At 61.6% G+C, this 13,434-nt stretch carries 17 protein-coding genes; 6 read left to right on the top strand and 11 right to left on the bottom strand.

Annotated features, from left to right (window positions below; genetic code table 11):
- Positions 1-36: 36 nt before the first annotated feature.
- The 9 genes from GKZ67_RS11950 to GKZ67_RS11910 form a co-directional block, all read right to left on the bottom strand.
- Positions 37-972 (bottom strand): methionyl-tRNA formyltransferase, encoded by a 936-nt coding sequence (locus GKZ67_RS11950; protein WP_173242582.1) that lies wholly within the window; start codon positions 970-972, stop codon positions 37-39.
- A gap of 84 nt (positions 973-1,056) precedes the next feature.
- The gene (locus GKZ67_RS11945) at positions 1,057-1,587 is read right to left on the bottom strand and encodes a phage tail protein (RefSeq protein WP_173242581.1); all 531 of its coding nucleotides are present in this window, start codon (positions 1,585-1,587) and stop codon (positions 1,057-1,059) included.
- Between the two features lie 49 nt (positions 1,588-1,636).
- Complete coding sequence (locus tag GKZ67_RS11940; protein ID WP_173242579.1) at positions 1,637-1,990, bottom strand: hypothetical protein; 354 nt, start codon at positions 1,988-1,990, stop codon at positions 1,637-1,639.
- Between the two features lie 6 nt (positions 1,991-1,996).
- Positions 1,997-2,182, bottom strand: a complete 186-nt coding sequence (locus tag GKZ67_RS11935) for a phage tail protein (protein ID WP_217278588.1) — start codon at positions 2,180-2,182, stop codon at positions 1,997-1,999.
- Positions 2,183-2,225: 43 nt separating this feature from the next.
- Positions 2,226-2,762 (bottom strand): phage tail protein, encoded by a 537-nt coding sequence (locus GKZ67_RS11930; protein WP_173242577.1) that lies wholly within the window; start codon positions 2,760-2,762, stop codon positions 2,226-2,228.
- Between the two features lie 90 nt (positions 2,763-2,852).
- Positions 2,853-3,341 (bottom strand): phage tail protein, encoded by a 489-nt coding sequence (locus tag GKZ67_RS23550; RefSeq protein WP_254244780.1) that lies wholly within the window; start codon positions 3,339-3,341, stop codon positions 2,853-2,855.
- A gap of 463 nt (positions 3,342-3,804) precedes the next feature.
- Complete coding sequence (locus GKZ67_RS11920) at positions 3,805-4,500, bottom strand: YjjG family noncanonical pyrimidine nucleotidase (protein WP_173242575.1); 696 nt, start codon at positions 4,498-4,500, stop codon at positions 3,805-3,807.
- A gap of 15 nt (positions 4,501-4,515) precedes the next feature.
- A complete protein-coding gene (locus tag GKZ67_RS11915) occupies positions 4,516-4,809 on the bottom strand; it encodes a (2Fe-2S) ferredoxin domain-containing protein (RefSeq protein WP_173242573.1) in 294 nt (97 codons plus the stop codon).
- 37 nt (positions 4,810-4,846) lie between these two features.
- A complete protein-coding gene (locus tag GKZ67_RS11910) occupies positions 4,847-5,239 on the bottom strand; it encodes an ArsR/SmtB family transcription factor (RefSeq protein WP_173242571.1) in 393 nt (130 codons plus the stop codon).
- Positions 5,240-5,369: 130 nt separating this feature from the next.
- Between GKZ67_RS11910 and GKZ67_RS11905 the strand changes: the two genes are divergently transcribed.
- The 3 genes from GKZ67_RS11905 to GKZ67_RS24665 all read left to right on the top strand — a co-directional run bounded on the left by GKZ67_RS11905 (position 5,370) and on the right by GKZ67_RS24665 (position 7,508).
- Positions 5,370-6,020, top strand: coding sequence for a carboxypeptidase-like regulatory domain-containing protein (locus GKZ67_RS11905; RefSeq protein ID WP_254245249.1), 651 nt, complete (start codon positions 5,370-5,372; stop codon positions 6,018-6,020).
- Positions 6,021-6,108: 88 nt separating this feature from the next.
- A complete protein-coding gene (locus GKZ67_RS11900; protein ID WP_317172139.1) occupies positions 6,109-7,176 on the top strand; it encodes an NAD(P)/FAD-dependent oxidoreductase in 1,068 nt (355 codons plus the stop codon).
- On the top strand, positions 7,140-7,508 hold the full coding sequence (locus GKZ67_RS24665) for a hypothetical protein (protein ID WP_317172138.1): 369 nt from the start codon (positions 7,140-7,142) through the stop codon (positions 7,506-7,508). The genes GKZ67_RS11900 and GKZ67_RS24665 overlap by 37 nt, the downstream gene beginning before the upstream one ends.
- A gap of 197 nt (positions 7,509-7,705) precedes the next feature.
- On the opposite strand, the gene GKZ67_RS11895 is transcribed toward GKZ67_RS24665, so the two are convergent.
- Both GKZ67_RS11895 and GKZ67_RS11890 read right to left on the bottom strand, forming a co-directional pair.
- A complete protein-coding gene (locus GKZ67_RS11895; protein WP_173242567.1) occupies positions 7,706-9,130 on the bottom strand; it encodes an NADH-quinone oxidoreductase subunit N in 1,425 nt (474 codons plus the stop codon).
- A gap of 124 nt (positions 9,131-9,254) precedes the next feature.
- Complete coding sequence (locus tag GKZ67_RS11890; protein ID WP_173242565.1) at positions 9,255-10,733, bottom strand: NuoM family protein; 1,479 nt, start codon at positions 10,731-10,733, stop codon at positions 9,255-9,257.
- A gap of 168 nt (positions 10,734-10,901) precedes the next feature.
- On the opposite strand from GKZ67_RS11890, the gene mnmH reads away from it, so the two are divergent.
- The 3 genes from mnmH to selD are packed head-to-tail and all read left to right on the top strand — an operon-like array spanning position 10,902 to position 13,431.
- Positions 10,902-11,918, top strand: coding sequence for a tRNA 2-selenouridine(34) synthase MnmH (mnmH, locus tag GKZ67_RS11885; protein WP_173242563.1), 1,017 nt, complete (start codon positions 10,902-10,904; stop codon positions 11,916-11,918).
- Complete coding sequence (locus GKZ67_RS11880; protein WP_173242562.1) at positions 11,915-12,304, top strand: VOC family protein; 390 nt, start codon at positions 11,915-11,917, stop codon at positions 12,302-12,304. Before mnmH ends, GKZ67_RS11880 begins: the two co-directional genes overlap by 4 nt.
- Positions 12,305-12,360: 56 nt before the next feature.
- Entirely contained in the window at positions 12,361-13,431 is a 1,071-nt protein-coding gene (gene selD / locus GKZ67_RS11875) for a selenide, water dikinase SelD (protein WP_173242560.1), read from the top strand.
- Positions 13,432-13,434 lie beyond the last annotated feature (3 nt).

Here is a 13,434-nt window from a genome sequence, read left to right as displayed (position 1 = left end):
GAGAAATCGGCGTAGCGCAGGTAAGGCTTGCCCGGCTTAGGCTGGTGCCGGCTGAAGCAGGGTGCCCAGTACCTCGCCCACCTGCACGCCCATGCCGGCCAGCTGCCCGCCCGTGAAGTAGCCTTCGTCGAGGGCCACGATGTCGAGCTGCAGTACCTGGCCCGCGCCGCAGGCCACCAGCAGCGCCTGGCCGGGGGCGGCCAGCACTACGGTACCGGGCGCGGCCGCTACGGTTTCGGGCCGCACAGTTGCGCTCAGCACCCGCAGCGGCTGCCCGCGCAGGTCGGCCAGAGCGCCGCGGTTCCAGGGGTTGGCGGCCCGCACCAGGCGGCCCACACTTTCGGCCGGCTCCTGCCAGTCGAGGCAGAGGTCGGGCAGGCCGGGGCGGGGCCAGTAGCGGGCGGCGCTTTCGTCCTGCGGCTGGCCGGGCTCGCCGGCGTGCAGGGCGGCCAGCAGCTGGCGGCCGGTGCCCACGGCCGCCAGCGCCAGGTGGGCGCGGTGTAGGCCGTGGGTGTCATGGGGGCCAATGGGTACGGGTGTCGCTACCAGTACCGGGCCGGTGTCGAAGTCGGCAGCCATGCGGTGGGCCGTAACGGCTCCGGCCGGCTCGCCGTTGCGCAGCTGCCAGAACGTCGGCTCAGGCCCCCGGTAGCTGGGCAGCGCCGCAAAGTGTACATTAATAAACCCCTGTGGCGGCAGCGTCAGCACGGCCGCCGGAATACGCCACGGAAACGTGAGCACCAGCACGGCCGTGGGCTGCACCTCTGCCACCCACCCGGCCAGCGCCGGGCCCAGGCCCCGCCGCGCCAGCTGGCGCGGCGGAGTGCCGGCCTGCGTCAGCAGCTCGCTCAGCCGGGTGGCCTCTTCACGGCCGCTGGCGGGCACGGCCACGCCGGCTACCACGCCCTGGCTCAGCAGGTCTTGCAGCAGGGGCCAGCCCAGGAGGCTGCTGATGATAACGGCCAGGCGCATAAGGTGGTAGGGGAAAGGAGAAATCAGACTGGTTGCCCGCCGCGCGTTGCGTGCTTCCGGGTAGCTGCGGCTAGGCAGTGTTGGTTAGCTGCGCGAAGGATAAACGCCATTCAGCGCGATGACGTAGTTCAGGCCCAGCGCCGGGGAGCGGTTTTCGTGAGGCTGGTTGCTGCCGGTGTTGGCGGTAGTACCCGTTACGGGGGCCATTGCGACGGTAGCCGGGCCGGCGCTGTACTGCCGGGCATCCCCAACGGAAAGAAAGTTGCCCGTGGGCTCTTGGTCTTCCTGGTCGGACGAGGCTTGCAGGGTACCCGTGATGGAGTGCTGGTGGGCCGGTAGCTGGGTAGTGAGCAGCGTTACCGTCTCGGTCCCGCCTGCTTGGCCCTGGAGGTAGTTTTGTAGCCCTGGCCCCTGGCCCGCGCCCACCGGCACCCGGCTGCGCAGGTCGGGCAGGCCGAAGGTGGTGGTGCCATTACCGCCAAACGTGGTGCCCAGCAGCGAAAACAGGGCCTGGTTCTGGTTGATGGATAGCAGCTGGCCGTTGCAGAAAGCCCAGTTTTTGGGAGCAAAGTTGATGCCGACGGGGCGAATCTCGCCGATGTATGGTTCGTCCATAAGAAAAGCAAGGATAGAAAAACAAGTGAAAAAATGAGCGGCGCAACGCCTACGATTGGGATGGATAAGTCCCTTCCGTGCAGATGATGTAATTCAGCGCCAGCACGGGCTGCAGGTTGGTGTGCGGTTGGCTGCCACCGGCCGCCTGCGCGGTGGCTACCAGTGCCGCAGTATTCAGCGTCTTGCCGGTAGTAGCCGAGCTGGCATAGGGATTGGTCGTGCTGTTGCCCGGAAAATTCAGCTTAGGGTCGGCCGCCGTGCCGGTAGCTGTGCCCCAGGCGCCGCCGCAAACGGGTGCTGGTGAGCGGGCAGCTGGTTGGTAGTCAGCGTCACGTTTTCGACCCCCACTTGCTGGCCCAGCTGGTAGGGCGAGAGGCCGGGGCCGGCTGCCCCCCTTGGGCACCTAATCCTAGCCGGCTGCGCATATCGGGCACGTTAAAGGTGGTCTGCCCGTCGCCCCGTAGGTGGTGCCGAGCAGGGTATAAAGGGCATCATATTGGGAGATGGGCAGCGTCTGCCCATTGCAGGCCACCCAGCCCACCGGGGCAAACGTGAAGCCGACGGCGCGAATCTCGCCGAGGTACGGAGTTGACATAGTAAACTAGCTTAATAAGGAGAGATGAGAGGAAACCGGTACTTTATTGCCGCTGCGGGAAAACTCCCTGCCACGCGATGCAGTAGTTGAGCGGTAGGTAAGGCATCAGGTTGCCGTGGGGCTGGTTGCCTCCCACCATGCTGGCGGTGCCGGTCACCACGCCGGCGGCCATGCTGCCGTTGTCGGCCGTCGAGCCATATTCCTCCGACGCCGTCTTGGCGAAGTAGCCGTTCAGTGGCGAAGCGGCGGTGCCCCGGCCGGTATTTACCGGCACCGGGGCGCTCACGCTATGGGTGTGCACTGGCATCTCAGCAGCTAGCAGCGTTACGGTTTCGGTGCCTGTCATGGTGCCTTGGGGGTAGCTTTGTAGCCCTGGGCCCTGGCCCGCGCCTATACCGGCCCGCCCGCGCAGGTCGGGCAGGCCAAACGTAGTGGTGCCATTGCCACCATACTGAGTGCCGAGCAGCGAAAACAGCGCGGTGTACTGCTGAATGGCCAGCAGCTGGCCGCTGCACGAGAACCAGCCCTGCGGCGCGAAGGTGTAGGGCATCAGGCGGATTTCTCCCACAAAAGGGTCCATACTAAAAAAAGTAAAGGGTGAAAGGAAATAAGGTAACAGGACAGAAGGTAAAATTTAGGGGAAGCCCCGGCAGCCCGCCCAGGGCACGGGCTAGGCTACCCTGGCCGGAGTCTGGCGCTGGTGCAGCAGCCGCAGCTCAGTCAGGGCCGTGGTAGTAGCCGGGCCGTTGGCCGTTTTAATGGCGCAGAACGTGCCTGCCGGCGTGACCCCGCCCAGCCTGGGCAAGGCGAAAGTGGTGCGGCCGTCGCCGCCGTAGGTATATCTCAGCAGCGCAAACAAGGCAGGGTGCTCGGCCACCGGCAGCAGCCGGCCATCGCAGGGCGTCCAGCCCGCTGGCACGGCCGCGCCTGCCAACAGCTTCACCATGCCAATGTATTCATCGCCCCCGGCGAGCGCTGCCGCCGGAAGCAGCAGGGTGCCGGCGGCGGCCGGGCTGGCCAGCAAGGCCGCAGGCGCGGCCAGCAAGCCCGTGCCAAGCAAGGCGCTCAGGCCTTTCAGCCAGTTTCGCCTCGAAGCCGAGCTGGGTAGGGCTGGGGTGTCAACTCCATACCCATTGACTTGAGTAGTAAGTTTTTTCATGCGTTGAAGAGGGGTAGAAGGAAGGATAGAAGAAGCGTAGGATACTGAGCACCCAGGCCGGTAGCACCGGGCACTTTAGAAACAGGCGAAGCAGCCCTGGCAGAGGGCCAGTTGCGGATATAAGAACCTGACGGAGGCAGAGTCACCGATTCTCGATGATTCTGCCAGGGGCTTGCCGGGCAGCAGAGGTGCGCTAAAGCAGCATAAAGGCTGGGCAAGCAGGAAAAAGGAAAGCCGTGGTACCTAAGCAGGTAGCTGCCAGCAAAGCTAAAGAAAAACCGTTGTGATTAGCACACTAGCAGACAGGTATTTTAGCGTGCTAAGTGTTATTTTTAATACCACAAAGTAATAGCCTGCCAGGAGCGCTTTTTAGCGTAGAAATACTTGGTCTTTGGGTACCGTATTTCTACGCTAAAAAGCGCTCCTGGCAGGCTGGCGTCTTTTTGCAATGTGGGCGTTGCGGCTACAGAAAAGCGCGCAGCTCATCGAGGCTGCTGATTTCGTAGGTTGTCTGGGCAAAGTGCCGTCGCTTCTCCGGGTTGAAGTACACCTGGTCGATGCCCGCGTTGTAGGCGCCCAGCACGTCGCACTCCAGGTTGTCGCCTATCATCAGGCTTTCGGCCGCCGTGGCCCCGGTGCGCTCCAGCGCATGGGCAAACATGCGCGGGTCGGGCTTGAGGTGGCCGCTGGCCTCGGAGGTGATAATCTCGTCGAAATAAGGCGTGAGGCTCGACGAGGCCAGCTTGATGTGCTGCACGTCCTCGAAGCCATTGGTGATAAGATGCAGAATATAGCCTTTTTGCTTTAGATAGCCCAGCACTTCGTGGGTGTGCGGAAATACGGCCGCCTTAAGCGGCAAAATGCTGGTAAACCGCTGCGAGATATCGGCCGGAATGTCGGCTTCGGCCACGCCGAGCCGGGTAAGCGTGCGGGTAAAGCGCACTTCGCGCAGCTGCTTCTGCGTCACTTTATTGCTTTGGTAAAGCCGCCACAGGGCATGGTTTACTTCGCTGTAGCGCTGGCTAAACTGCTCAAACGACAAGCCGTGGCGGGCCAGTTCGTAGTCGGCAAACAGCTGCCGGAGCGTTTCGTTGGCATTGGTTTCGAAGTCCCAGAGCGTGTGGTCGAGGTCGAAAAAGAGGTGTCGGTAGGCTTTCATACGGAAGAAAAGAGCTTATTTTTTGGCGCTGGCCGCCAGCGACGCTACGACGCAAGCGGCATCTTTAGGCTGCACGTCGTTGTAGTAAATTTCATCGGGATATACCACCAATGCCGCCCCAGGGCCTTTTTTGCAGTGCTCGCAGCGGTCGAGGCAACTGCAGGTCTGGATGCGGGTGTGCAGCTTTCGCCCGTCGGCAAGCATCGTTTTCACTCCCTGGGCTTTCAGCTCCTTTTTCAGTGCTTTGGCAACTGCTTCGCCAATCCCCGATTTCTGATTAGTGCAAACAAACAGGCGGCGCTCAGGCATGAAGTCGGGGTTTAATATAGGTAATTTTATATGTTTTCTATTGCGCCGGCGGCAGCCAGCGGCGATTCTGGATTTTGTAAGCGGCCAGCTCACGGTTATTCCAGAGCGTTTGGTACACCTGCTGGTCGCGCATCAGCTGGGGGTCGCGCTCCATCAGCCCTAGCAATTGCTGGAGCAGCTCAAGGGTTTCATCGCGCAGAAAATAAAACATCCAGTTATCGAGCCGCCGCACGCCCACCAGGCCCGCGTTCTTCAGATAAGCCAGCTGCCGCGACGTTTTGGTTTGGGTAAAGTCCAGCACCTGCTCCAGGTCACCGACCACCAGTTCCTGATTGCGCCACAGCAAATGCAGGATGCGCACGCGGCTTTCGTCGCCGAGTGCTTTAAAAAGCTGCTGCCCGAATGCAACCGGGAAATGTTTTACGCGCATCTATGGTTAAGAATGGCTGAGCCGGCCAGGCCGGGCCCTTCAAAAGTACGACCGGCGGGTAGGTTCGTATATTTGTTACAGCACAACCCCGATAACCTGTCCCGCCGTGAATAGTCGCCGTTTCCTTTTGATGCTTAGCCTGGTACTCCTCACTGGGCTGCTGGCCGCTCCTCACGCCTGGGCACAGGGCAAGCGCCGGATAGTGCAGTTCACGGGTATTGTGGCGAGCGGCGACAGCTTATTGGGCGTGCCCGGCGCCTCGGTGTACGTGCCCAAGGCCGGCCGCGGCACCACCACCAACGCCTACGGCTACTTCTCAATGGCTGTGCTGGCCGGCGATAGCGTAGTCATTCGCTCGCTGGGCTACCGCAACCAAACTATCATCATTCCGGCTGACTATCAGCGCCAAAGCTTCTCGGTTATTATCTCCCTGAAGGAAGATGCTACCGTGCTGCCCGAAGTGCGCATCTTCCCGTATGCCACCGAGCAGGCCTTTAAGCGGGCCTTCCTGGCGCTACGCATGCCCACCGAAAAAGGCTCGGCAGCCGCCGACAACCTCAACGAAGAGCTGATGCGCAAGATATTTAACTCGCAGCCTATGGGGGCCACCGCCAACTACCGGCAAACCATGTCGCAGCAGCAGTATAACTACGACCGCCGCATGGGCACGGCCCCCAACCCGCACAGCAACAATCCGTTGCTGAACCCCTTTAGCTGGCTGCAATTGGTGAAGCAGGTGAAGGATGGCGAGTTTAAGAAGAAAGAAGGGACTGACTATTAGCTCGACCAGACGCTAAAATTTTAGAACCCCAGGGCGATTTTGCAGGTAAAGCGAAGGTGGCAGTCGATTGCCACCTTTTGCTTTTTCTATGGATACAAATCTTCCGGTTTCGACGCAGCCGCGCGTGGTAATAGTGGGCGGCGGCTTTGGGGGCCTTCGGCTGGCGCAGTCGCTGGCCGATGCGCCCGTGCAGGTGGTGATAGTAGACCGTAACAACTACCACAATTTCCAGCCGCTGCTCTACCAGGTGGCCACCGGCGCCCTGGAGGCCGATAGCATCGCCTATCCGCTGCGTAAGATTTTTGCGGGCCAGCAAAACTTCTTCTATCGCATGGCCGACGTGAAGGGGGTGGTGCCGGCTGCCAAGACTCTGCAAACGAGCGTGGGCGATATTCGCTACGACTACCTGGTGCTGGCCACGGGCTCGCTCACCAATTTTTTTGGGATAGAAAGCATCGAAAAAAACGCGATGCAGATAAAAAGTATCCCGAACGCGCTGAACCTGCGCAGCTTCATCTTCCAGAACTTTGAGCAGGCACTGCTCGAAACCGACCCCGAGAAGCGGCAGGCGCTGCTCAATATCGTGGTAGTGGGCGGCGGCCCCACGGGCGTCGAAATCAGCGGCTCGCTGGCCGAGATGCGCCGGCACGTATTGCCCAAAGACTACCCCGAACTGGACCTGCGCCAGATGCAGATTTTCCTGGTCGAGGCTGGTCCGGCGCTGCTAGGGCCCATGTCGAAGGCCTCGCAGGAAGATGCCAAGCGCTACATGGACGAGCTGGGCGTGCTGGTGCACCTCAACACAGCTATCAAGCGCTTTGAGGATGGCCGGGCGTATTATTCCGATACGGAGTATATCCTGACTGAAAATATGGTGTGGGCGGCCGGCGTTAACGGGGCTGTCATTCCGGGGCTGCCCGACGAGGTTGTAACCCGCAACAAGCGCCTCACCGTGAACCTGTGGAACCAGGTGCAGGGCGTGCCCCATGTGTTTGCCATCGGCGACGTGGCCGATATGGTAACCCCGGAGATGCCCAAGGGCCTGCCCATGCTGGCCCCCGTAGCCCAGCAACAGGCCGAGCTGCTGGCCGATAACCTGCAGCGCCTCATTCGGGCGAAGTGCCCAAGGATTTCAAGTACACCAATAAAGGGGTGATGGCCATTGTGAGCCGCAACAAGGCCGTGGTAGACCTGCCCAAAAACGTCCACTTCCGGGGCTTCCTGGGCTGGCTCACCTGGCTGTTTGTCCACCTGATGACGCTGGTGGGCTTCCGCAACAAGGTGGTGGCTTTTGTAGACTGGGCCTTCAGCTATTTCAGCTCCGACCAGGCGCTGCGCCTGATTATCCGGCCTTTTTCGCGCCGCGATATGAAAGACGACAAGGGCAAGCGGGCCGCCGAGCTCGCCACGGCTACCGCGCAGTACAACCCCACGCCGCCCGCCATTCAGGAGGAAGTAGCGCAGCCAGCGCCGCTACCGGCCTCGTAAAAGTAATGGTCACGCGGTCGGGCTGCCGGCTTTTGGCCGGCTGTCCGCTCTGGGTAAGAACGGCTGGCACGCCCGACGAGCGGCCGGCCAAGAGCTGGCAGCCCGCCTCGTGCCTTAGTTTCGAAACAGCACAAAAAACCCTCGGCAATGATGCCGAGGGTTTTTATCGTTGAGATGATATAGTATTTATACTATATTTAAAACAGCCCGGTCAGGAAGCCGGGCAGGATGCCCAGCACCAGCGTCAGAATTGCCAGCAGCACCAACGTGGCCGACTGGAAGCCGTCAACCACAATCGGGGCGTCGGCACCCGGCTCGGCGGGGCGCATGTACATGGCAATAGCAGGCTTGAGGTAGTAGTAAATACCCACCATGCTCATGAGCACCGCGAATACAACCAGCCAGATGTAGCCCTGCGAAGCCACGGCCGTGAAGATGAAAAATTTGCCGAAGAAGCCTCCCGTGAGCGGTATGCCACCCAGCGACAGCATGGCCACTGTCATCACGAAAGCCAGCAGGGGGTTGGTCCGTGCCAGGCCCGCCAGGCCGGCGTAGTCTTCGCGTCCGCGCTGGTCGGCCACCAGCTTGAGCACGCCAAAGGCCGCTACCGTAGCGATGGAATACGCCAGGCTATAAAAGAAAATGCTTTGTGCCGCCGGGCCGCTCAGCTGGCCGCGGCCGGCCACGAGGCCCAGCAGCAGGTAGCCGGCGTGGCTCACGCTCGAATAAGCCAGCATGCGCTTGGCGCTGGTTTGCACGGCGGCGCCCACGTTGCCGAGCAGCAGCGTAAGCACGCACATGGCCGTGATGGTGGGCAGCCACACGGCGCTGGTGCCGGGCAGCGCTACTACCAGCAGCTTGAGGAAAGCGGCGAAGCCAACCGTTTTCACCACCGTGCTCATGAAGGCGGTGAAGAACGTCGGGGTACCTTCGTACACGTCGGGCGTCCAGAAGTGGAAGGGTGCGGCCGATATTTTAAAGCCGATACCGATAACCATTAGCAGCACACCCACATACAGCATGGGCTGCAGGCTGGCATTGGCCGGCGCCGCGATATTGGTAGCCAGCTCGTTAAGCTGGAAAGTGCCGGTAGCGCCATACACCAGCGCAATGCCAAAAAGCAGAATGCCCGTAGCGAAGGAACCTTGCAGGAAATATTTGAGCGCCGCTTCGTTGGAGCGCACGTTGCGCTTGTCGGAGCCGGCCAGCACGTACATGCTGATGCTCAGAATCTCAATGCCCACAAACAGCATGATGAGGTGATTATAGCTCACCATCATAATGGCCCCGACCAGCGAAAACAGCAGCAGCGAGTAGTATTCGGCCAGGTTGGGCTCGTGGGCGGCTACGTAGGAGCGCGAAAAGGGCAGCAGCACCAGCGCCGTAAACAACACGATGCCAGAGAAGGCCACCGAGTAGTTGTTTACGCTGAGCATCTGGGTCACGTAGGGCGAGTCGAACAGGCCCGTCATGCTGCCGGCGTGGTTCCAGTCGAGCAGGTTGACGCCAAAAATGAGAGCCAGCACCACCAGCGCAAACGGCAGCAGCGCCCGGTTGGAGCGCAGAAAGCCTAAGAACAGGTTGGCAATGCCGAAGACGGAGAGGAGAACGATGGGGAGCATAGAAGTACGCCTGTCATGCTGAGCTTGCGAAGCATCTTATCACGTCCGCGCAAGCTGAAAATATGAATTCTGACAAAAGCAGCCGTGATAAGATGCTTCCTTCGTCAGCATGACAATAAGATGTTTACCGGCCGACTAAGGTCAGGATTCCGCTGATGGTCGGCTCAGACAAATGCAGGAAAGTGCCGGGGAACAAGCCCAGCCAGAACACCAGCACGATGAGCGGCGCAAACATGGCCAGCTCGGCGCCGCTGAGGTCGGTGATGGTTTCGGAGTAAGCTGAATCGGGCCCGAGCATGGCGCGCTGGTACATGCGCAGCAGGTACACGGCCGAGAAGATGATGGTGAGGCCCGCTACCGCGCCGGCCCACATATTGAACTCGTACACGCCCGCCAGCAGCAGAAACTCGCCCACAAAACCGCCCGTGAGGGGCAGGGCCACCGTGCTGAGCAGCATTACCAGAAAGCAGACCGAGAGCAGCGGCGTGCGGCGGGTGAGGCCGCCGAGGTCGGGCAGGTAGCGGGTGCCGGTGCGGCGCTCAATGGCGTCGGCCACCAGAAACATACCCACCACGTTCACGCCGTGAGCCAGCATCTGCACCACTGCGCCCTGCAGGCCGATGGCCTTGAGCGAGAATACGCCGGCAATCATCAGGCCCACGTGCGAGAGCGACGAATAGGCGATAAGGCGCTTCATATCGCGCTGACGGATAGCGATAATAGCCCCGTAGACGATGCCGATAATAGCCAGTACTATCACCAGGTGCTGCCACTGGCTCACGCCCAGCGGTACTACCGGCAGCAGCCAGCGCAGGCAGCCGTAGATGCCCATTTTCAGCATGATGCCCGAAAGCAGCATCGTGGCCGGGGCCGGCGACTCGGTGTACGTATCGGGCTGCCAGGTGTGAAATGGGAAAATGGGCATCTTCACGGCGAAGGCCGCGAAGATGAGCCAGAACAGCCAACCCTGCTGCGAAGCGGCCAGCTGCTTACCCGCGGCGTAGAACGCCTGAATATCGGAGGAGTGCGCGGCCAGCGAGCCGGCAGCCGGGCCGGTTTGCAGGTACAGGTACACGAAGCCGGCCAGCATAAACAGCGAGCCGATAATAGTGTACAGGAAGAACTTAAATGTAATCTGGATGCGGCGGTCGGAGCGGCTCCAGGCGCCGGCCAGGAAATAAATCGGAATCAGCGCCACTTCCCAGAAGAAATAAAACACGAACGCATCGAGGGCCGTGAACACGCCCAGCAGGCCGGTTTGCATAAACAGCACCAGGGCGTAGAACGCGCCGGGGTTGTCATATTCCTCGTGCCGGAAAGCGGTGAGCAGGATAATCGGCACCAGCACCGTAGTCAGCAGCACCAGGCACAGGCTCAGCCCGTCAATGCCAAGGTGAAAGCTGATGCCGGCCGACGGTATCCAGCTGAGGTTGAGGTCGAAGCCGGCGGGCCCGTTGTGAACGTAGGAGAAGGCCGCGAACACGGCAACGGCAAACTCCAGTAAAGAGGCTCCCAAGGCCAGGGCCCGGGCCGCGCCGCCTTTGGCAAAGTGAAGGAGCAGGGCGGCGGCAAGCGGGAAGAAGACGAGAAAAGCTGTCAGCATTAGCGAAAGCGCACGGTAAGCCGGCCGGAAGCCCGGCGGGATTAACGCGAATTAGCTGCAAACTTACGGCAAGGCGCGCAAGCCTGCGATACCCGGCCGCCCGAAGTTGGGCCGAATGACGAACTTTCGGAGGCACAGCCGGTACTTTCGTGTCCCCAACTGCCCATCATGCCCCGCTACCCCATCACCGATTTTCTGACTACTGCCGCCGGCCCCATTCTCGATGTGCGGGCTCCGGCCGAGTATGCGCAGGGGCATATTCCGGGGGCGCTTAGCCTGCCGCTTTTCACCGATGAGGAGCGCGCCCGCATCGGCACCACCTATAAGCAGGTGAGCCCCGAAAAGGCCGTGCTGGAGGGCCTCGACTTCTTCGGTCCCAAAATGCGGGCGCTGGTGGAGCAGGCCAAAAAACTGGCCCCCGGCCAGGAAGTGCGCCTGCACTGCTGGCGCGGCGGCATGCGCAGCGGGGCCGTGCTGTGGCTGCTGGAGCTGGCCGGCTTTCAGGTCAATCTATTAGATAAAGGCTATAAAGACTTCCGGCACTGGGCGCTGGCCGAGTTTGCCCGCCCGCGCCAATTGCGGGTACTGGGCGGCTACACCGGCAGCGGTAAAACCGCCGTGCTGCACGCGCTGGCCGCCCAGGGCGAGCCGGTACTGGATTTAGAAAAGCTGGCCAACCACCTGGGCTCCTCGTTTGGGGCGCTGGGCCAGCCACCGCAGCCCACCCAGGAGCAGTTTGAGAACGACCTGGCCGCCGCGCTAGCCAAGTTGCCCGACGACCGGCCCATCTGGGTCGAGGATGAAAGCCGCAGCATCGGCGGGCTGGGTATTCCGGCCCCATTTTTTGAGCAGATGCGCGCCGCGCCGCTCGTGGTGCTCGACGTGCCCCAGGCCGCCCGCGTGCAGTACCTCGCCGCCGACTACGGCCGCCACGATGCCGGCGAGCTGGCCTCGGCCGTGCTGCGCCTGCGTAAGCGCCTGGGCGGCCTCGTAACCAAGGAGGCCCTCGGCGCCATTGCCGATGGCGATATGCCCCGCATGGTGGAGCTGGTGCTGGCGTATTATGATAAAACTTACGGCTACGGGCTGACCGACCGGCCAGCTACGACTGTGCCCGCAGATAGTGCCGATGTGGCGGTTAATGCGGCGCTGGTGCGGGCGGCCGCTAACCCCCGCACCGTATGATTCCCAAGCTCCGGGTAGCGCGGCCCACCAACAACTTAGCGGCGTTGCGTCGCTTTTATGTGGATGGATTAGGTCTGATGGAACTGTATAGCTTCCGAGACCACGAAGGTTTTGACGGCCTGATGGTCGGGCAGCCACTGGCTCCCTATCACCTGGAGTTTACCCGGCAGAATGGCCACTTCGTTCCGCCAGCTCCCACACCCGAGAACCTGCTGGTTTTTTACTTCCCTGAACACGCAGCCTGGGCTGCCGCAGTTGCCCGCATGCAGGCACAAGGTTACCAGCCAATGCCTGCCTACAATGCGTATTGGGACCGCCAGGGCCTGACTTTTGAAGACCCTGATGGTTACCGAGTAGTATTTCAGCAAGCAGACTGGAATCTTTGAATAAACCATCAGGCCAAAGCTTTTCAATTAAGATACCGCCAGTTTAGCTAGTGAATATGACCCCCGACCTCGACCAAATTCGCCTGACCCAGTACAGCCACGGCGCGGGCTGCGGCTGCAAAATAGCGCCCAGCGTGCTCGATAAAATCCTGCACAGCAGCCTGCCGCAGCCCAACTACGACAACCTGTTGGTGGGCAATGGCAGCCGCGACGATGCGGCCGTGTACCGCCTGCCGGGCCAGGCGGGGCAGTGCGTCATCAGCACCACCGATTTTTTTATGCCCATCGTCGATGACGCCTTCGACTTTGGGCGCATCGCCTCGGCCAACGCCATCTCCGATGTGTATGCCATGGGCGGGCGGCCGCTGCTGGCCATCGCGGTGCTGGGCTGGCCCATCGATAAGCTGCCGCCCGAAGTGGCGGCCCGCGTAACGGAAGGTGCCCGTGCCATCTGTGCCGAGGCGGGCATTCCGCTGGCCGGCGGCCACAGCATCGACTCGCCGGAGCCGATTTTCGGGTTGGCGGTGACCGGCCTGGTCGAGGAAAAGAACCTCAAGCGCAACGACACGGCCACCGTGGGCTGCCGCCTCTACCTAACCAAGCCGCTGGGCGTGGGCATTCTTACCACAGCCCAGAAGCGCGGTATTCTCAGCCTCGAAGATGCCGACGTGGCCCCAGCCCAGATGCGGCAGCTCAATAAAATCGGGGCCGAGCTGGGTGAGCTTGCCGGCGTGCGGGCCATGACGGATATCACCGGCTTTGGCCTGCTGGGCCACCTGGTCGAGGTGTGCGAAGGCAGCGGCGTGCAGGCTGCCATCAACTACTTCCATGTGCCGCGCCTGGCCCAGGCCGAGCGCTACCTGCTGCAGGGCGCGGTGCCGGGCGGCACCATTCGCAACTTTGAGAGCTACGGCCACAAAGTGGCGCACAATGGTGGCGCGCTCACCGATGAGCAAAAATTCTACCTCTGCGACCCCCAGACGTCGGGCGGCCTGCTGGTGTGCGTAGAGCCCGGCGCAGCCGAAGATGCAGCTAAAGCTATATTTGCCCGGCACGGGCTGGCGCTCGAAAGCTTCGGCGAGCTACGCCCACACGCCGCGGGTGCGCCGTGGATTGTGGTAGCGTAGCGC

The sequence above is a fragment of the Hymenobacter sp. BRD67 genome (genome assembly GCF_013256425.1).
Taxonomy (GTDB): domain Bacteria; phylum Bacteroidota; class Bacteroidia; order Cytophagales; family Hymenobacteraceae; genus Hymenobacter.
Note: the sequence above shows the minus strand (reverse complement) of the source record. Positions and strands in the feature narration are given on the sequence as shown.

Bases quoted from the DNA above. Each gene is read 5' to 3' on its own strand.
- GKZ67_RS11880 (WP_173242562.1), top strand. From the start codon at position 11,915: ATGATTCCCAAGCTCCGGGTAGCGCGGCCCACCAACAACTTAGCGGCG.
- GKZ67_RS11905 (WP_254245249.1), top strand. From the start codon at position 5,370: ATGCTTAGCCTGGTACTCCTCACTGGGCTGCTGGCCGCTCCTCACGCC.
- selD (WP_173242560.1), top strand. From the start codon at position 12,361: ATGACCCCCGACCTCGACCAAATTCGCCTGACCCAGTACAGCCACGGC.
- GKZ67_RS11915 (WP_173242573.1), bottom strand. From the start codon at position 4,809: ATGCCTGAGCGCCGCCTGTTTGTTTGCACTAATCAGAAATCGGGGATT.
- GKZ67_RS11890 (WP_173242565.1), bottom strand. From the start codon at position 10,733: ATGCTGACAGCTTTTCTCGTCTTCTTCCCGCTTGCCGCCGCCCTGCTC.
- GKZ67_RS11900 (WP_317172139.1), top strand. From the start codon at position 6,109: ATGGATACAAATCTTCCGGTTTCGACGCAGCCGCGCGTGGTAATAGTG.
- GKZ67_RS11920 (WP_173242575.1), bottom strand. From the start codon at position 4,500: ATGAAAGCCTACCGACACCTCTTTTTCGACCTCGACCACACGCTCTGG.
- GKZ67_RS11935 (WP_217278588.1), bottom strand. From the start codon at position 2,182: ATGTCAACTCCGTACCTCGGCGAGATTCGCGCCGTCGGCTTCACGTTT.
- GKZ67_RS11950 (WP_173242582.1), bottom strand. From the start codon at position 972: ATGCGCCTGGCCGTTATCATCAGCAGCCTCCTGGGCTGGCCCCTGCTG.
- GKZ67_RS11930 (WP_173242577.1), bottom strand. From the start codon at position 2,762: ATGGACCCTTTTGTGGGAGAAATCCGCCTGATGCCCTACACCTTCGCG.
- GKZ67_RS11910 (WP_173242571.1), bottom strand. From the start codon at position 5,239: ATGCGCGTAAAACATTTCCCGGTTGCATTCGGGCAGCAGCTTTTTAAA.
- mnmH (WP_173242563.1), top strand. From the start codon at position 10,902: ATGCCCCGCTACCCCATCACCGATTTTCTGACTACTGCCGCCGGCCCC.
- GKZ67_RS11895 (WP_173242567.1), bottom strand. From the start codon at position 9,130: ATGCTCCCCATCGTTCTCCTCTCCGTCTTCGGCATTGCCAACCTGTTC.
- GKZ67_RS23550 (WP_254244780.1), bottom strand. From the start codon at position 3,341: ATGAAAAAACTTACTACTCAAGTCAATGGGTATGGAGTTGACACCCCA.
- GKZ67_RS11945 (WP_173242581.1), bottom strand. From the start codon at position 1,587: ATGGACGAACCATACATCGGCGAGATTCGCCCCGTCGGCATCAACTTT.